The 18,667-nt window shown below is 71.3% G+C and carries 11 protein-coding genes; 6 read left to right on the top strand and 5 right to left on the bottom strand.

Annotated features, from left to right (window positions below; translation table 11 throughout):
- Nucleotides 1–10: 10 nt before the first annotated feature.
- Nucleotides 11–454, bottom strand: coding sequence for a MarR family winged helix-turn-helix transcriptional regulator (locus ACIHCL_RS20815; RefSeq protein WP_399863820.1), 444 nt, complete (start codon nt 452–454; stop codon nt 11–13).
- A gap of 214 nt (nt 455–668) precedes the next feature.
- Here ACIHCL_RS20815 and ACIHCL_RS20810 point away from each other — a divergent pair, with 214 nt between their 5' ends.
- Complete coding sequence (locus tag ACIHCL_RS20810) at nt 669–2,474, top strand: ABC transporter ATP-binding protein (protein ID WP_399863818.1); 1,806 nt, start codon at nt 669–671, stop codon at nt 2,472–2,474.
- Between the two features lie 434 nt (nt 2,475–2,908).
- On the opposite strand, the gene ACIHCL_RS20805 is transcribed toward ACIHCL_RS20810, so the two are convergent.
- Complete coding sequence (locus ACIHCL_RS20805) at nt 2,909–4,105, bottom strand: NAD(P)-binding domain-containing protein (RefSeq protein ID WP_399863817.1); 1,197 nt, start codon at nt 4,103–4,105, stop codon at nt 2,909–2,911.
- 149 nt (nt 4,106–4,254) lie between these two features.
- Between ACIHCL_RS20805 and ACIHCL_RS20800 the strand changes: the two genes are divergently transcribed.
- On the top strand, nt 4,255–4,677 hold the full coding sequence (locus ACIHCL_RS20800; RefSeq protein ID WP_399863815.1) for a secondary thiamine-phosphate synthase enzyme YjbQ: 423 nt from the start codon (nt 4,255–4,257) through the stop codon (nt 4,675–4,677).
- A 169-nt stretch (nt 4,678–4,846) separates the two neighbouring features.
- Here ACIHCL_RS20800 and ACIHCL_RS20795 read toward each other — a convergent pair whose 3' ends face one another.
- Together ACIHCL_RS20795 and ACIHCL_RS20790 are read right to left on the bottom strand one after the other, a co-directional pair.
- Entirely contained in the window at nt 4,847–5,437 is a 591-nt protein-coding gene (locus ACIHCL_RS20795) for a protein-L-isoaspartate(D-aspartate) O-methyltransferase (protein WP_399863813.1), read from the bottom strand.
- The gene (locus tag ACIHCL_RS20790; RefSeq protein ID WP_399863811.1) at nt 5,434–6,726 is read right to left on the bottom strand and encodes a hypothetical protein; all 1,293 of its coding nucleotides are present in this window, start codon (nt 6,724–6,726) and stop codon (nt 5,434–5,436) included. Before ACIHCL_RS20790 ends, ACIHCL_RS20795 begins: the two co-directional genes overlap by 4 nt.
- Before the next feature lie 313 nt (nt 6,727–7,039).
- On the opposite strand from ACIHCL_RS20790, the gene ACIHCL_RS20785 reads away from it, so the two are divergent.
- On the top strand, nt 7,040–9,283 hold the full coding sequence (locus ACIHCL_RS20785) for a protein kinase (RefSeq protein ID WP_399863809.1): 2,244 nt from the start codon (nt 7,040–7,042) through the stop codon (nt 9,281–9,283).
- Between the two features lie 69 nt (nt 9,284–9,352).
- On the opposite strand, the gene ACIHCL_RS20780 is transcribed toward ACIHCL_RS20785, so the two are convergent.
- Complete coding sequence (locus ACIHCL_RS20780; protein ID WP_399863807.1) at nt 9,353–10,012, bottom strand: GntR family transcriptional regulator; 660 nt, start codon at nt 10,010–10,012, stop codon at nt 9,353–9,355.
- Between the two features lie 206 nt (nt 10,013–10,218).
- Here ACIHCL_RS20780 and ACIHCL_RS20775 point away from each other — a divergent pair, with 206 nt between their 5' ends.
- The 3 genes from ACIHCL_RS20775 (at nt 10,219) to ACIHCL_RS20765 (ending at nt 18,629) form a co-directional block, all read left to right on the top strand.
- Nucleotides 10,219–11,067, top strand: a complete 849-nt coding sequence (locus tag ACIHCL_RS20775) for an oxaloacetate decarboxylase (RefSeq protein WP_399863806.1) — start codon at nt 10,219–10,221, stop codon at nt 11,065–11,067.
- Nucleotides 11,068–11,197: 130 nt separating this feature from the next.
- Nucleotides 11,198–12,547: a KamA family radical SAM protein gene (locus tag ACIHCL_RS20770; protein WP_399863805.1), complete on the top strand. Its 1,350-nt coding sequence runs from the start codon at nt 11,198–11,200 to the stop codon at nt 12,545–12,547.
- A gap of 1 nt (nt 12,548) precedes the next feature.
- Nucleotides 12,549–18,629: an amino acid adenylation domain-containing protein gene (locus ACIHCL_RS20765; protein WP_399863804.1), complete on the top strand. Its 6,081-nt coding sequence runs from the start codon at nt 12,549–12,551 to the stop codon at nt 18,627–18,629.
- The last annotated feature ends 38 nt before the right edge of the window (nt 18,630–18,667 follow it).

The raw sequence follows: 18,667 nt of genomic DNA, 5'->3' as shown, positions 1-18,667 counted from the left end.
GCCCCCAGGTTTAGCAGTGGCGCTGTGGCATGCCGTTGACCAGGGCGGACAACAGCCCGCCGAACATCTCGCGCTGATCGGTGGTCAAGGGGGCCAGGATCTCCTCCGCGGCGGCGCGGCGCGCGTCGCGCAGCGACCGGAGGGTGGCGAGGCCCTCCTCGGTGATCTCGATCCGGACCACCCGGCGGTTGTCCGGGTCGGGCGCGCGCCGCACCCGGCCGCTCGCCTCCAGGCCGTCGACCAGGCTCGTCACCGCGCGCGGCACGACGTCCAGCCGCTGGGCCAGGTCCGCCATCCGGGGCGGCCCGTCGTAGTGGGCCACGGTGCGCAGCAACCGGAACTGCGCGGGAGTGATGCCGATCGGCTCCAGCTGGCGGCTCTGGATGCGCTGGAGTCTGCGGGTCACCCGCAACAACTGCTCGGCGAGCACGCCGTCTGCGTCGGAGGAATCCATGGGGGAATAATATCAGGATCAGGTTCATTGTGAGGGAAGGTAACAATGAGCTATGCTCTCGAAACGCCGGGACTCCGGACCTGATCCGGCCCGCGTCCGTCCGGCCCGGTCCGACCCGGATCCGGCCGGTGCCGACCCGGCCCCGCGGCTCGTAAGGTCCCGGGCGCCGGCCCGGGCCCCGGTCCCGATTCTCCGCACCCCGTCGAAGGAGCCCATGAAACCCCACGAAATCAGCTGGACGCCGCCGCCCCGGGACGGGAACCGCCCGCCCGCCGAGGTGCGCCGCATCCTGCGCCTGTTCCATCCGTACCGCGGCCGTCTCGCCCTGGTGGGGCTGCTCGTCGGAGCCGCGTCCCTGGTGTCGGTCGCCTCGCCCTTCCTGCTGCGCGAGATCCTGGACACCGCCCTCCCGCAAGGGCGTACGGGGCTGCTGTCGCTGCTCGCCCTCGGGATGGTCCTGGCCGCCGTGATGAACGGCGTCTTCGGAGTCCTGCAGACGCTGATCTCCACCACGGTCGGCCAGCGTGTCATGCACGACCTGCGCACCGCCGTCTACGCCCAGCTGCAGCGGATGCCGCTCGCGTTCTTCACCCGGACGCGGACCGGCGAGGTGCAGTCCCGCATCGCCAACGACATCGGCGGCATGCAGGCTACCGTCACCTCCACCGCGACCTCGCTCGTCTCCAACCTCACCGCGGTCGTCGCCACGGTCGTCGCCATGCTGGCGCTCGACTGGCGGCTCACCGCGGTCTCGCTCCTCCTGCTGCCGGTCTTCGTGTGGATCAGCCGCAAGGTCGGCAAGGAGCGCAAGAAGATCACCACCCACCGTCAGAGGCAGATGGCCGCCATGGCCGCGACGGTCACCGAGTCGCTCTCCGTCAGCGGCATCCTCCTCGGCCGGACCATGGGCCGGGCGGACTCCCTCACCAAGGACTTCGCCGAGGAGTCCGAGAAGCTGGTCGATCTCGAAGTCCGCTCCAGCATGGCCGGACGATGGCGGATGTCGACGATAGGCGTCGTCATGGCCGCCATGCCCGCCGTCATCTACTGGGCGGCGGGGTTGGCCCTGGAAGCGGGCGGTCCGACCGTGTCCATCGGCACGCTCGTCGCCTTCGTCTCACTGCAGCAGGCGCTGTTCCGGCCCGCCGTGAGCCTGCTCTCCACCGGTGTGCAGATGCAGACCTCGCTCGCGCTCTTCCAGCGGATCTTCGAGTACCTCGACCTCCGGGTGGACATCACCGAGCCCGAGAACCCCGTCAGGCTGGAGAAGATCCGCGGAGAGGTCCGCTTCGAGCGCGTCGACTTCAGTTACGACGAGAGGAGCGGTCCGACCCTCCGCGACATCGACCTGACCGTACCGGCCGGCGGCAGTCTGGCGATCGTGGGACCGACCGGGTCGGGCAAGTCCACCCTCAGCTATCTGGTGCCCCGGCTCTACGACGTCACCGGAGGCCGGGTCACGATCGACGGTGCGGACGTACGCGACCTGGACTTCGACACCCTGGCGCGGGCCGTGGGCGTGGTCTCCCAGGAGACCTACCTCTTTCACGCCTCGATCGCCGACAACCTGCGCTTCGCCAAACCGGACGCGACCGTCGCCGAGATCGAGGCGGCCGCTCGCGCGGCGCAGATCCACGACCACATCGCCGCGCTGCCCGACGGCTACGACACCCTGGTCGGGGAGCGGGGTTATCGCTTCTCGGGGGGCGAGAAGCAGCGCTTGGCCATCGCCCGGACGATCCTGCGCGACCCGCCCGTACTGGTGCTCGACGAGGCGACGAGCGCCCTCGACACCCGCACGGAATTCGCCGTACAGGAAGCGATCGACGCGCTCTCCGCGGGCCGTACCACCATCACCATCGCCCACCGGCTCTCCACCGTTCGCGATGCCGACCAGATCGTGGTCCTGGACGGTGGTCGGACGGCCGAACGCGGCACCCATGACGAGCTTCTGCGGCTGGACGGCCGCTATGCCGCGCTCGTTCGGCGGGACGGTCGGCTGGCCCCCGCGGGGAGCTGATCGGCAAGGCCGGTTGTGCGGGGCGGAGCCCGGACACACGGCGGCGCCGCCGCTCCCGTGGGACGGGGAGCGACGGCGCCGGGCGGAGCAATGCTCAGACGAGCCAACCCACGAAGTGGACGATGCCGGCGAGCAGGTTGGTGAGGATGTTCATGAGGTATTTCTCCTTGTGCATGTGCATATGTGGGACAGCGCCAGTCGCGGTCTGCAGCCCGTTGCTTGCGCCCTGTAATCATCATCCGGTGCGGGGGAGTTGAGCAACGAAATCCGAAACGATCACGCGTTCAAGCGAACATCCGAGCCCTTGTTCGTTTGTTCTATGGGTCGGGCTTCCTGTGGGTTGAGCTGTCTCTCCTACCCGCCGACGGGCCGGTGGCGCCGGGGCACGCCACCGGCACGGGTCGGACGGCATGCCGCGGGTTGCGTACGCACCCTCAGGTCGCGGCAGGTGCCGGCACGCCGTCGCCGCCGTCCCGCATGCCCCTCCACGTGTCCGGGGCCGCTTCCACGGCCGGGTCCCCGTCCGCCTTCGTGCCCGCGGCGACGGCTGCTTCCGGAGCCGCGAGCAGCCGCGTGATCTCGTGCACCGCGGCGCGCCCCGCCCGGTTGGCGCCGATGGTGCTGGCCGACGGTCCGTACCCGACAAGGTGGACGCGTGCGTCCCGGACCGCCCGCGTGCCGTCGAGTCTGATGCCGCCGCCGGGCTCGCGCAGCCTCAGCGGTGCGAGGTGATCGATGGCGGCCCGGAACCCGGTCGCCCAGAGGATGACGTCGGCGTCGATGGTCCGGCCGTCGTCCCAGGCGGCCCCGGTCGGCGTGATCCGGTCGAACATCGGCAGCCGGTCCAGCACTCCCTCCGCACGGGCCCGTCGCACGGCGTCGTTCAACGGCAGTCCGGTCACGCTCACCACGCTCCGCGGCGGCAGCCCGCGCCGCACCCGCTCCTCCACCAGCGCCACGGCGGCCCGCCCCCGGTCCTCGTCGAACGGGCCCTCCCGGAAGACCGGCGGCCGACGCGTCACCCAGTACGTCTCGGCCGCCACCTCGGCGATCTCCATCAGGTGCTGGGTGCCGGAGGCGCCGCCTCCGACCACCACCACCCGCTTCCCGGCGAAGGCGTCGGGTCCGGGATAGTCCGCGGTGTGCAACTGCCGTCCCCGGAAGCTCTCCTGACCCGGATAGCGCGGCCAGAAGGGCCGGTCCCAGGTGCCGGTGGCGCTGATCAGGGCTCGGGTCGCGTACGTTCCCTCCGAGGTCTCGACGAGCAGCCGGCCGCCGTCGCCCTCGCGCACGGCGCTCACGTCCACCGGCCGATGGACCCGCAGGTCGAAGGTGCGCTCGTAGGTGTCGAAGTACGCGCCGATCACCTCGGAGGAAGGACGGTCGTCGTCGGCTCCGGTCAGCTCCATGCCGGGCAGCGCGTGCATGCCGTGCACCTTGCCGTACGTCAGGGACGGCCAGCGGAACTGCCAGGCGCCGCCGGGACGCGGGGAACGGTCCAGTACGACGAAGTCGCGGTCGGGTTCCAGGCCCACGCGCCGCAGATGGTGGGCGCCGGACAGTCCCGCCTGTCCGGCGCCCACCACGACGACATCGACGATGCGGGCTGCGGCGCCCTCAGTATTGTTCACACTTCTACTAACCCGGGTGAGGGTGGAGATCTTCCTCCACCGCCGCGGAGTGCCGCGCCGCCGTCGGCCCGCCGAAGCGCTCGCCGCCGGACGTGGTGCGACCGTGCCCGGAAGGGGCGACCGGACCACGGGGCGGGAAGATGGACGGTATGCCACCTTCCTTCAGCACCAGCGTCCTGCACGTCACGACCGGCACGACGGAGACCGTCACCGACCTGACACGCGACTGCGAGCAGTTCCTCGCCCGGGCCGCCGCCGGCCGGGACGGCCTGCTCAACGTCTTCGTGCCGCACGCGACCGCCGGGATCGCCGTGCTCGAAACCGGTTCCGGCAGCGACGAGGACCTGCTCGCGGCCCTGCACACCCTGTTGCCCGCCGACGACCGCTGGCAGCACCGCCACGGTTCGCCGGGTCACGGCCGCGACCACGTCCTGCCGGCCCTCGTCCCTCCGCACGCGACGCTGCCCGTGATCGGCGGACGTCTGGAACTCGGGACGTGGCAGTCGGTGTGCCTGGTCGACACGAACGTTTCGAATCAGAACCGTCAAGTCCGGCTGTCGTTCCTCGGGTAGTTCTGCGGCAGCGGTAACGGCAGGAGCGATTTCCGGCCCTACCGCGTGGAGAGGGTCGGCCCAGCTCCCCGAGGACCGCGCGAGCCGCCCCGTACGGCGTGCACCGTGCCCTGAAGGGCGGGGAGCCGGCCTCCGGCACCCTGGTGGGGACCTGCCGGCGCTGAGCTCGTCACGGCTGGTCGTAGCCATGGGCGCCGTACAGCCGGACGAACCGGGCCGCGGTGACCGTCCTGCTTCGCACCAGGCCGCGGGCCCGCCGCTCGTACAGCTCGACGCGCTCCTGCCCGCCCCGCCCGATCGGCTGGACGAGCCGGCCACCGGGGCGGAGCTGATCCACGAGCGGCTCCGGCACGCGCGGGAAGGCCGCGCAGACGATGACGGCGTCGTACGGGGCACGGGCCGGCAGCCCGAGGGTCCCGTCGCCGAGCACGACCTCGGCATTGCCGACGCCCTGCCGGGCCAGCCGCAGGCAGGCCTCCTCGACCAGGTCGGGCCAGCGCTCGACGCTGATGACGTACGCGGCCAAGCGGGCCAGCAGCGCGGTCTGCCAGCCGTATCCGGTCCCGATCTCCAGGACCTGTTCGTCTCCGGTGAGACCGAGAGCGGAGACCATCATGGCGATCAGCGAGGGCTGGGTGGTCACCTGCCCGTGGGGGAGCGGGACGGGCGTGTCCCGGTACGCGGATGCCACCTCGTCCGCGGGAACGAATTCCGCCCGGGAGACGCTCTGCAGGGCCGCCAGGAGACGGTCGTCGCTCACGCCCGCGGCGCGGGCCGCGCGGACCAGGTCCTCGGGGGTCCCTTTATGGGCCATCGGACCGGGGGGGCCGTGGCGGTAGCGGTGGTGGCCCCGGTCGGGGCGTGCTCCGGTCCGACCACGGTCTCGCTCGATGTCGGCGTGTCGCTGGTCTCGGCCGCACTTTCCAGTGACACCTGACTCTCCAGTGGCACCTGGACGGCGGTCCCCGGGTCGGCGTAGCGCAGCAGGGCGCCCACGCCCTCGTACAGCCTCAGCTCGCTCTCCGCTACGACGACCAGCTCGGCACCGGTGCCGACGAGGGCCCGGACGAGGGCCTCGTCGGCGCGTTCCTCGCGCGGGGCCCGCACGCCGAAGGACATCAGTTCCGCCTCGTCCAGGGCGAGCTGAGTGGGCTGGGAGCCCGCCCAGAGCCGCAGCGAAGACCCTGGCGGCCGGTTCAGCAGCAGTGCCGCGACCTGGCCCCGCTGGAGGGCGGCGACGGTCTCGGCCAGCCCCTCCGCCACGGGGCCGTCCAGGGCGCGCCGGCCGATGAAGACGTCCACGATTTCCCGGTCGTGCCCGGCCATGCGGCCGCGGAGGACGCCGTCGAGCTGCGGCTCCAACAGGGCGCGTCCGGTGTCCGTGGGGGTCCGGCCGCCCACGCGTACGACCTTGTCCCGCAGCGTGTGCGGCAGGCGGCGGATCAGTACGTTGCACGCCCATGTGTCCCCGCCCACGACGACGGCGTCGGCATGGGCGCGCCGCGCCCATTCGTCCAGCCGGTGGCCGAGCCGGAGGGAGGCGCGGTGCCAGGTCGCCACCGCGACCCTGTGGTGCAGCCGCTCACCCGGGGTGACGGTGGACGCGGGCCAGGTGCCGGTCTCCGCCTCGAGCGTGACCCAGCCGTGGGTCTCGGCGGTCGGAAGACCGCTGTAGTGGATGACTACGGCCAGGTAGGGAATCTCCGGAACATGCTGGGTGACCAGGGGCATCGCGTCCGGCAGGGTGCTGTATCGCGCGGAGTCGTGCTCGGGCGGCCTGGGCAGCTCCCGGTCCAGGACGAGCATGCCGTGGGCGGCGAAGAGGGCCTGACCGTGCACCCCCGGCACCTCTGTGTCGGCGCCGACCACCTCCTCCAGTACGTTCAGCAGCGCCCCTTCCGAGCCCTGACGGGACAGGCTCTCGCGCAGCCGCCGCCAGCGCAGCGCGATCGCCCGCTCGGGATGTTCGACGTCTCGGGAGGTGTCCAGGTATACGGAGGCGAACGGGCCCGGCTCCGCGTAGAGAGGTTCAAGGAACGACAACCTCATCGCCACTCCTCGTCGATGGTTTCCCCTTCTTTGATGATGCGCGCTCCGGGGGCGATGGAGTGCGACGAGTTGGTCGACCGCTTCGGTGGGACTGCGGAGGGGAGGTCCGGACGCACCATGCGGTGTTCCACGACATGACGGAGCCCTGCCATGCTCTTGGCTGGGCTCCGTCGTGTGCGGCAGGGGAGCAGCCTGGGCTCCCTGTTCGTCACCCGCTTTGCTCTGCCGTACTGACCTGCGGCTAGTTTGTGTGCAGCACAGGTACGCAGGCCCGTGGTGACGGAGCTGCACGGGGGACGGGAGGTCGGGCAGAGTGTCGCTGCGCGGAGGTGATCCAGCCGAGATCGGCGGCTATCCGCTCGAGGCGCGGCTCGGCTCGGGTGGCATGGGCACGGTCTTCCTGGCCCGTACGAGTTCGGGGCGACCTGTCGCGATCAAACTGATCCATCAGCAGTTCGCGGGGGACGACGAGTTCCGCATCCGTTTCCGGCAGGAGGTGGCGGCGGCGAGGCGGGTGAGCGGCGCGTTCACCGCCGCCGTGGTCGACGCTGCTCCTGAGGCCGAGCAGCCGTGGATGGCGACGACCTATATCGAGGGGCACACACTCGCCCAGCGCATCGCCACGAAGGGCCCGCTGAACGGAGCGGAGCTGAGGAGGCTCGCCATCGGGCTGGCGGAGGCACTGCGCGACATCCACCGGGTGGGGGTCGTCCACCGTGACCTGAAGCCCTCGAACGTCGTGCTCTCGCCGGAGGGACCGCGCGTCATCGACTTCGGCATTTCGCGCGCCGTGGACCAGCAGACGCTGACGATGACCGGACGGATCATCGGTACGCCGCCCTTCATGTCGCCGGAGCAGTTGCAGGCGCCGCGTGATGTCGGCCCGCGGTCCGATGTCTTCTCGCTGGGGACGCTGCTGGTGTACTCGGCGACGGGTCGCGGGCCCTTCGACGCGGACAGTCCGTACATGACGGCGTATCAGGTATTGCACGAGGAGCCGTCGCTGGGTGCGGTGCCGGCGGCTTTGCGCGCGGTCGTCGAGTCGTGCCTGGACAAGGACCCCGAGGGGCGCCCCTCGGCGGACGAACTCCTCGTGCTGCTGCGGGACCTGCCGGCAGACCTCGGTGGGACCGACGCGAACGGGGCCGGCGCGGGCTGCACCCGCGACGTGATCACCCAGCATCACCTCGCGACGCGGGCCACTTCGGCGCCGACTGCCCCGACCACCGCCCCGGCCGGGTCCGATACGGGGAGCACCGGCACCCCCACCGGCCGTCGGTTGCGTCGCCGATGGCGTCCTGTGCTCGCGGCCGCGGTCGCGGTGGCAGCGATCGGCGGGGGAGTCGCCGCGCTGAAGGCGGGCGGCTTCGGGGGGAACAGCGGCGGCGACAAGGCCAACAGCGCCGCGGTGCCGGGTGCCGCACTTCCGGACGGCTTCGAGCCGTGGCGCAAGACCGTCCAGGGTGGTCGCGAGGACATCCCCGGCGAACTGCGGTGCGTCGCGCATGGCGATGCGCTGTTCTGCGGGGGCGGCGGAGTCGTCGCGACCCGTATCAGGGCCCTGGACGGCTCGCGGGTGTGGACGGCGAAGAGCCCGGGTGTCCCCGTCCAGGGCATGCACATGGTGGGTGCCACCGACGACACGGTGCTCGGATACCGCTTCGCCGCCGAGGACGCCCCGCAGAATCCTCCGAGCGAGGTGGTGGCCATCGACGCGAACAACGGCCGGGAGCTGTGGTCCGTGCCGTCCGGTGCCCAGTCGGTGGCCGTCACGGGCCGGTCTCAGGACGCCCTCGTGGTCGGCTCCGCCGTCGTGACGGTCGACGCTTCCAACTCCCGCTTCGAGGCCAGGGACGCGCACAGCGGTGAGGTCGCCTGGACGACGCCGTTCCCCGCGGGTACGCAGTGCGCTCCCGTTCCGATGGGCCCACAGCTCCTCGCGATGTGCGCGAGGGACACGGAGGTGGATGCCCCAATGGTGCGCCACCCCACCCTCTATACGGTCGACCGCGCCTCGGGGACCCTGGGCAGGCCCATCGCGGTTGACGGCCCCGCCGTGCCGATGGGCGTCGCCGACGGCAGGCTCGTACTCCTCAAGAGACACCTGGAGGGAGCGGTGCTGGATGGCTACGACGGGGTGGCGCGGGTCGACCCGGCCTCGCGGAAGGTCACGTACTCCCGGCTGGCCAGGACATACACGGGGACGCCCGGCATGGTGGACGGCACCGTCTACGTGAGCGGGCAGACCGGTCTCATCACAGCGCTCGATCCCGCGACCGGCCGGAAGAAGTGGTCGCGGCAGACCGGTGTGGAGGGCGCGTCGGGCCCTGTCGCGGGGGTCGACGCGCTGTATTTCAGCTCGGCCACCGGCCGGGTGGTCGCCCTGTCGCCGTACGATGGCAAACCCCTGTGGACAACAGACCCGCAGGCCGATGGTTTGACGGGCGAGCAGGGCGCAAGCCCGCGCGCGACCGTTGCGGGGCGTGTGCTGATCGTGGCCGCGGCCAAGAACACTCTCTTCGCCTTCGACGCGCAGCAGCCGCCGAGGTCGGGCTGACCCGGGCGGCACCGGACGCCAGCCGCCTTCCTGGCCGTGCGGACACCTCTGCGGCTCGCTCGGTCGCCGTCACGCCGCGCCGATGCCCTCCGCCGTGGTGTCGAGGATGTGGCGCAGGCTGTTGTTGATGTGCAGGGCCATCGCCGCGGCGGCCCCGTTCTCGTCGCCCTCGGTGACGGCGCGGCACACCGTCGCGTGCTCCGCGGCTGAGCACAGGACCCTGTCCGGGCTCCGCCGCGCGATCCGGCGCAGCCTGCGGAGCTGGTCCCGGGTCGGCGCCATCGCGCCGGTCAGGTACGGGTTTCCGACGACCTGGTCGATCCTCTGGTCCATGCGCTCGGTCAAGGCGTAGTAGTCGTCGAGCTGTAACGGCCCCACGCCGTGGGCCAGAACCGCGTACTGGCCGGTGAACTCGCGCTCGAGATCGACGAAGTCGGCACGGCGCGCGGACCGGGCGCACAGCCGTGCCGCGTGCGTCTCCAGCGCCTCCCGGAGCTGGAAGAGGTGCCGGATGTCGTACAGGGAGAGCTCGCTGACGAACGCTCCCCGCCCGGGGACGACCTTCACCAGGTTCTCCCGGTGGAGGCGGTGCAGGGCTTCGCGCAGGGGCGTGCGGGAGACGCCGAGGCGCTCCGAGATGCGGATCTCGTTGAGGTGGGTGCCGGGGGCCAGGTCCCAGTCGATGATCTCTGTCCGCAGGCGTTCGTAGGCGCGGGCGCTCTGGTTCATCGCTTCGTCCTCCCGGGCCGGCCCGCTTGGAGGCGCGGCCGTATCCGTGAGTGTGCGGCCTTCCAGAAAACTGCCGGCCGGTTTCCCTGGACCCAGCCTGCATACAGTCTGTATACAAGGTACCGGCCAAGTCGTTGCAGACCCCGAGGCGATGAGGCCCGCGGCTTGCGCACCCGGCAGCCCAGATTCGAGGAGTCACCGTGCCGATGCGATCGACCACCCGTCTCCGTCAGATGATCGAGAGCGACGGCATCCACGTCGCCCCCGGAGCGTTCGACGGGCTGACCGCGCGTCTGGTGGAGGAGAGCGGCAGTGAGCTCCTGTACGCCAGTGGTGGAGCCATCGCGCGCAGTTGCGGTGTACCGGACATCGGCTTGCTGAGTCTCACCGAGGTCGCGGCGCGGATCGAGCAGATGGTCGACGTGACGAGGCTGCCGGTCATCGCGGACGCCGACACCGGCTTCGGCAACGCGGTGAACGCCGTGCGCACGCTCGCGCTCTTCGAGCGCATCGGGGCGGCCGGCATGCACATCGAGGACCAGACCTTTCCCAAGCGCTGCGGCCACCTCGACGACAAGTCCCTGGTGAGCACCGACGAGATGGTGCAGAAGATCCAGGCCGTCAGCAGGGCCCGTACGGACCCGGACTTCGTGCTGATCGCCCGCACGGACGCCATCGCGACCGAGGGGCTGGACGCGGCGATCGAGCGTTCGAACGCCTATGTCGAGGCCGGGGCGGACGTGATCTTCGTCGAAGCGCCGGAAACCGTCGAGCAGATCGAGCAGATCGCCGAGCGGATTCCGCAGCCGAAGCTGATCAACATGTTCCACAGTGGCAAGACGCCGCTGGTTCCCAAGGAGCGTCTCCGCGAGCTGGGTTACCGGTTGATCATCGTTCCCTCGGACCTCCAGCGCGCCGTGATCACCGCGGTCCGGCGGACGCTGGAGGCGATCAACCGCGACGGCGACAGCGGTGCCGTGCGCGACGAGTTGGCGTCCTTCGCCGAGCGCGAGCGCATCGTGCGCACGACCGACTATCTCGCCATCGGGTCATAGGGATTCGCTCCGCCCCGTGCTCACGGGGCGGAGCGGGGTCGCACGCCGTCGTCAGCGCGCGGCTGTGCGGCCACATGGCACGGGCCACTTGCTCACGGGGGGAAGCACAGTGCTGTTAGGCGACGCCGTCATGTCCGCGGCCCGAACCCAACGATTCAGCGCCTACGGGCTCAGCCGGTTGCGCCGGTCCGAATGGTTCGACCGTCTGCCCGAGGAGCGGCGCTTCGACATCGAGGTGGTCTCGCGGGTCCTGCCGTTCCGGGTCAACGAGTTCGTCCTGCGTGAACTGATCGACTGGGACGCTCCACTGGACGACCCGGTCTTCCGGCTCACCTTTCCGCACCGCGAGATGCTCAGGCCCGAGGCCTACGAGGCGATGGCCGGACTCCTGCGCTCCGGGGCGCCGCGCCAGGAGACGGAACGGCTGGCCCGGTCACTGCGTGCCGCTCTGAACCCGCACCCCGCGGGACAGCAGACCCTCAACGTGCCGGAACTCGACGGCAGAGCGGTCCCCGGTGTGCAGCACAAGTACGCCGACACCGTGCTGTTCTTCCCCTCCGCCGGCCAGACCTGTCACTCCTACTGCACCTTCTGCTTCAGGTGGCCGCAGTTCGTGGGAGCCGAGGACCGCTTCTCCGCGAAGGACAGTGCCGGGCTCGCCGCGTACCTCAAGGCCCACCCCGAGGTGACGGACATCCTGATCACCGGCGGCGACCCAATGGTCATGCGCACCCACCGGCTGGCCGGATACCTGGAGCCGCTGCTCTCCGATCCCGACCTGGCACACATCCGCACCATCCGTATCGGCACGAAGTCGCTGACCTTCTGGCCGCACCGCTATGTGCACGACGAGGACGCCGAGGACCTCCTGGCGCTGTTCCGGCGGATCGTCGCCGGCGGTCGCCATCTGGCCTTGATGGCGCACGTCAACCACTGGCGCGAGATGCGGTCGCCGCTGTTCGGGGAAGCCGTCCGGCGCATCAGGTCGACGGGCGCGGTCATCCGTACCCAGGCACCGCTGCTCGCCCACATCAACGACGACCCCGACGTCTGGTCGGCCCTCTGGCAGCAGCAGGTGGCCCTGGGAATGATCCCGTACTACCTGTTCGTGGAGCGGGACACCGGCGCCGACCACTACTTCCAGGTCCCGCTGGAGCGCGCCTGGCGGATCTACGCGGAGTCCGTGCGCCGGGTGAGCGGTCTGGCCCGCACGGTCCGCGGTCCCAGCATGAGCTGCGGGCCCGGCAAGGTCGAGGTGCAGGGCGTCGCGGAGATCCGGGGCGAGCGTGTCTTCGTGCTCCGCTTCCTGCAGGGGCGCAACGCCGCGTGGACGCACCAGCCCTTCTTCGCCGCTCACGACCCCGCGGCGACCTGGTTCGACGAACTGCGGCCCGCTTTCGGGCAGTCCAGGTTCTTCTTCTCCGACGAGTACGACGCGATGACACGCGGGGCACGGCCGGTGCCCGGCACAGGAGGGTGACATGAACGAGTCGTCCGGGAACCCGGCCGGGGTGCCGCTGTCCCGCGGGCAGCACCTGCTGTGGAATGTCGGCCGGCTGCCGGGAGGCGGCACCGCCTACAACATCCACGTCGCCTACGAGCTGCGCGGGGCGCTCGACGCCGACCTGCTGTGCGCGAGCGTGCAGCGGGTCTACCGGGCCAACCCGGCCCTGTACACCCGGATCGTGGACAGCGGTGGCGAGCTGCTGCAGGTGGCCGCTCCCGACCCCTACTGGGAGGTCGAGCGCCGACAGACCACCGAGACCGAGCTGACGGAGTGTCTGCGCAGCGAGGGGGAGAGGGAGTTCGACCTGGCCGGCGGACAGGTGTTCGTCGCCAGGCTGCACCGTCTCGGCGACGCGCACCACGTGCTGGAGTTCAACCTGCCGCATCTGCTGGCGGACGGCTGGTCGTTGGGGTTGGTCTGGGACGCGGTGCGCGCGCACTACCTGGGCCAGGAGGTCCCCGCTCCCGACGTCTGCCACCCCGCCGACTGGGAGAGCGACGCCGACACCGGTGACTGGGCCGAGCGGCTCGGCGCGGCCGAGCTGCCCCGGCTCCCCACCCGGCTTCTGGGCAGCGGCACCGGCCGGCCGTCCGCGACGAGCTGTGGTGGAGACCTGCCGGGCGACACTGTCGCAGCCGTGCGCCGGATCGCCCGCGAGAGCGGAACGACGCAGTTCTCCGTGCTGCTGGCGGCGTACGCGGTGGCGCTCGGGCGGTTCACCGGACAGCACGACATCATCGTGAGCACGCCCTACGCCAACCGGCGCCAAGCCGGTGTCCAGCGCGTCGTGGGCTATTTCGTCAGTATGCTCCCGCTCTCCTTCCGGGTGGACGAGAAGCTCACCTTCGTCGAACTGGTGTCCGAGGTGTTCGACGAGAGCCGCTGGGCCATGGAACACCCGCGCCTCGACATGGACCGCCTGCTACGGGAACTCGACGGCGACGGCGGACGGGCGCACAACCCGCTGCAGCACTTCGTCGTCGTCTGGCAGCACGGCATCGGCGGCAGCGACCTGGGGGATGTCCGGGTCGAACACCTTCCCCAACCGCCCGCCCGGGCCAAGTTCCCGCTCTCCCTGCTGATCACCCCCCGGGGCGAGGGCCTGACCTACCACTGGGAGCACGACCCCGAACTGATCGCGCCGTATGCGGTGGAGGCTCTGGACCGGTCGTTTCGTGAACTGCTCGGCAGGCTCGCCGCCGAGCCCGACACCCCGGTCGGCTCTGTCGTCCTGACCACCGCGCACCGGGGAACGGACCAGCCCGGCCCCGAGCCGGAGTACACCGACCTGCAAACGCGCTGGGACGACACCGTCGCCGCGTTCGGACAGCGGACCGCACTGCGTGAGGGGGAGCGCTCCGTGACCTACCGCGAACTGGACACGCGGTCGGACGCGGTGGCGTCGGCGCTCCAGAGTGCGCAGGTCGGGACGGGCGCATACGTCGGGCTGGCGACGGCCGGTGGCATCGACCGCGCGACAGCCGTCCTGGGCATCCTCAAAGCGGGGGCCGCCTATGTGCCGTTGAGCGCCGACTGGCCCGCCGAACGACTGGCCGCCCTGTGCACCGCGCTGCGGGTGACGCTCGCGGTCACCGACCGGGACCGCTCACCGATCCCCGGTGTCACCGCCGTGCCGGTCGTCCAGCCGGACGGCTCGCGGCCCGAGCGGGTACGGCGGAGCGAGGAGAGCGCCGCCTACGTCAACTTCACGTCCGGAACCACCGGTGAGCCCAAGGCGATCGTGTGCACCGACCGGGGCGTCGTCCGCCTGGTGACCGACCAGGACTTCGCCCCCCTCGACGAAGACCTGGTGATGCTTCAGGCAGCTCCGGCCGACTTCGACGCCTACACCCTGGAACTGTGGGCACCGCTGCTCAACGGCGGTACCTGCGTGATCCCCGAGGGCACGGGACCGCTCACCGCGGCCGGGCTGCGCGACGCCGTGGCCGAGCACGGCGTCCACACCGCATGGCTGACCTCGGCGCTGTTCAACACGCTCGCCGACCTGGACATCGAGTGCTTCACCGGGTTGCGGCACCTGCTGGTGGGCGGCGACGTCGTGTCGCCCCGGCATGTTGCCCGGGTGCAGCGGCGCCACCCCGGCCTGCGCATCGTCAACGGCTACGGTCCGACGGAGAACACCACCTTCACCGCCTGTTTTCCCCTCCCCGCGAAGTGGCCCGCGGACCGGCCGGTGCCCATCGGCACGCCGATCCGAGGCGGCGGCGTGCAGGTGTGGGACGCGTACCGCCGCCCGCTGCCGCCGGGATTCGTCGGAGAACTGGTGGCGACCGGTGCGGGGGTGGCGCAGGGCTACCACGGCGACCGGGCCAACAACCGGTTCACCAGTGTTCTCCAGAACGGCCGGTGGGTCCGCGTCTATCTCACCGGCGACCTCGGCTATGCCGACGCGGACGGTTGCCTGCACTTCCTGGGACGGCGGGACGGCCAGGTGAAGGTCAACGGCCGGCGGATAGAACTGTCCGGCCTGGAAGCAGCGCTGCGCACCCACCCCCGTGTCGACGACGCCGCCGCGTTCGTCGCCACGAGTCGCCACGGTCAGAGCCTGGTGGGGGTCGTCACCTGCGAGGACGACGACCGCGGCCCGGAGCTGCTGGACTGGCTGCGCGACCGCGTGCCCTCCTTCCAACTGCCCGACCGTGTCGTCACGGTGGACCGGCTGCCGCTCACCGCCAACGGCAAGGTGGACCGGCGGGCGCTGGCCGACCTCTTGGCAGGGCCGCAGGAACTCCGTCCCGTACGGCCCCTCACTCCGCATGAGCGGACCCTCGCCGACATCTGGTCCGCACTGCTCGGTACCCCCGTCGGTTCGCCGGCGGCCCACTTCTTCCAGCTCGGCGGCAACTCCCTGCTGGCCATGTCCGTTCAGGCCGAGGTCGAGCAGCGCACCGGTGCCCACCTTCCCGTCTCCGCGGTGCTGGGCACCCCGGTGCTCGCCGACCTCGCCGCGGTCCTCGCCGAGGCGGGCCGGGTCGCACCGCTGGAGGAGAGCCGACCGGAGCCGCAAGACGCGGCCGGACCACTGCCGCTGACCCGTGAGCAACAGCGCCTCTGGTTCCTGCACCGGGTCGCCCCCACGGCCGCCTACAACGTCCCGCTGCTGTTCGAGCTGCCCTCGGACATCCCGGAGAGCCGGGTGGAGAGCGCCCTGAAGCAGGTGATGCGCCGTCATCGCGTCCTGAACTCGGTGGTGGAGGAAACGGACGACCGGCCGGTGGCGCACGCCCGGGAACTCACCGACTGGTCCCCGCGACGGGTACGGGTGACCGACCTGGAGGAGGCCGCCCAGCAGGAGGCCGACCACCTGTTCGACCTCGAAGGGGAGATCCCGCTGCGCGCGGCGGTGCTGGAGGGTCCCAGCACGGAACGGCACCTCATGCTGACCGTGCATCACATCGCCTTCGACGGGCAGTCGCTGGGGCCGTTCCTCAACGAGTTCGCCGCGCTCTGTACCGGCACCACCCTGCCCGACCTCACCTGCGACTTCACGGACGTGGTGCGTCGGCAGGACACGGCCGAGGACGCCGATGAGGTCACCGCCGCACTGGACCACTTCGAGCGGCGCCTCGCCGGAGCGCCGCTCGCCACGGTTCTGCCGGGGGAGGGGGAGGGCGCCGGAGCCGGTGTCGTGAGGGTGCGTCTGGACGGACTGCCGCGGCACGTGGCCGAGTTCGCCCGGACGGAGGGAGTCAGCGCCTTCACCGTCTGGCTCAGTGTGCTCGGGGTCGTCCTCGCCCGGCTGAGCGGTGAGAACGACCAGATCATCGCGACGCCGGTGGCGAACAGGCAGCGCAGCGAGTTCCGTTCCGTGATCGGACTGCTGACCAACACTGTGCCGCTGCGTGTCACGGTCGCCGAGCGCGACACGTTCGGCGAACTGCTGAGCACCGTGTCCGGCCGGCTGGCGGAGGACCTCGCCCACCAGGCCTGTCCGCTCGACGAGCTGGCCTCCCGGCTCGGAGTCACCCCCGGCAACCGCCGCCCACCGCTCAGTCAGGTGCTGTTCACCATGACGGAGTACGAGGCGCACGAGGCGGGCGGTCACGCCTGGGTGCCGCGTCCGGTCGCCCCCGGGGCCGCCAAGTACCCTCTGTCGGTCGCCGTCTCGGCAGGTGGGGGCGAGGACGAACTCGTCCTGGAATACGACCGGGAACTGTACAGCCGCCCGCAGGTGGCCGCGGTGGCCGCAGCCGTCGAACGGGCGGTCGAGCAGTTCCTCGCAGACTCCGGGCGCCCCGTGTCCGCGCTGGAACTCGCCGAGCCCGCGGCCCGACCCTTGCCGGAGGCCGACCCGGGGCCGTACGCGCCCCTCACCGAGCACATCGCGCGACAGGCCGAGCGGCAGCCGCGCGCCGTCGCCGTGCACGGTGCCGACCTGGACTACGCCACGATGTGGCGCCTGGCCGAGGAGTACGGTGCCGCGCTGACGGAACGCGGCGTGACCGCGGGCAGCCGGGTCGCGGTGCTGATGCGGCGCACCGAGGCACTTCCCGTGGTGCTGCTCGGAGTGCTCCTGTCGGGCGCCGCCTACGTGCCACTGGATCCGGCGTACCCGGCCGACCGTCTCGCCTTCGTTCTGGAGGACGCCGCCCCCGATCTGGTGCTCACCGACCTGCCGGCCGTGCCGGACGGGCTGAGCGCACATGCTCCCGTCGTCCCGGTGGGGAGCCTCACGGGGGACCGGAGCCGGTGGGCCCGCGCGGTCCCCGGACCCGACGACCCGGCGTACGTCATCTACACGTCGGGGACCACCGGTCGCCCCAAGGGGGTGGTCATCCGGCACGAGGCGCTGCACTGGTTCCGGCACTGGGCGGCGGCGACCTACGACGCCGAGGATCTGCGGCAGGTGTTCGCCGGCACCTCGGTCTGCTTCGACCTGTCCGTCTTCGAGATCTTCGTGAACTGGTCCCTGGGCGGCGGCCTCCGGCTGGCGCAGAATGCGCTCGACCTGATGACCGGGGGAGAGGGCGTCACACTCGTCAACACGGTTCCCTCGGTCTGGGAGGAGGTCCTCGAACACGTCACCCCGCCCGCCTCGCTGCGGGTCCTCAACCTCGCCGGAGAACCGCTGCGGCGCACGCTGGTCGAGCGCACCGGAGCGGCCGTCCCGGGGCTGCGGCTGCTCAACCTGTACGGCCCCACCGAGGACACCACCTACTCCACCGCCGCCGAGATCCCGCTGACCGGGACCGGCTCGGTGCCGATCGGTTCGCCGCTGCCGGGTACGGCCGCGTACGTCCTGGACTCCGCAGGCCGCCCGGTGCCCGACGGCTTCCCCGGCGAACTGCACCTGGCCGGGGCCAAACTGGCCGCCGGATACCTGAACCGGCCCGGCCTCACCGCGGAGAAGTTCCTCACGGACCCCTTCCACGGGGGGCGCATGTACCGCACCGGCGACCGGGTGCGCCGTGAGCCGGACGGAACCCTGGTGCACCTGGGCCGGCTCGACGACCAGTGCAAGATCCGCGGATTCCGCGTCGAGCCCGGCGAAGTGGAACGCGTCCTCGACGCGTATCCGCACATCGCCGAGGTCTGTGTGGTCCCACGAGATCCCGGCACCCCCCGGGCGCGGCTGGTCGCCTTCGTCACCGGGGCCCAACCGCAGTTTGAGGCGGACGAGTTGACCGCCTGGACCGCGCACCGGCTGCCCGCCCACATGGTTCCGTCCGCATGCGTCGTGCTGGAGCAACTGCCCAGGACCCCTTCGGGCAAGGTCGACCGGGCGGCGCTCGCCGCTCATCCGCTGTCCGTCGCGAACGAGCCGGTGGCACCGGTCGGCCCCTTGGAGAGCTGGCTGGTGGAACGGTTCGCCGCCCTGGCCGGCGCCGACGAGGCCGGGGCCACCACGCACTTCGCCGCAGTCGGCGGCGACACCGAGGCGGCAGAGGCCCTGGCCGAGGCCTCGCTGCACGCCCACGGCGTGGCGCTCACCCTCCGGGACGTCCTGGACCACTCCACCCCGCGTGCGCTGGCCGCACTGATGCAGCGGCGCATCGACGAGCCAGGAGGCGGCCCCGGCACCCTCCTGATCTGACCGCTTTCCACCCGCGCAAGGCATCCGGCGGCGGCCTG

The organism is Streptomyces sp. NPDC052042 (genome assembly GCF_044548345.1).
In the GTDB taxonomy this organism is placed as follows: Bacteria; Actinomycetota; Actinomycetes; order Streptomycetales; family Streptomycetaceae; genus Streptomyces.
This window is presented reverse-complemented; position numbering and strand designations above follow the sequence as displayed.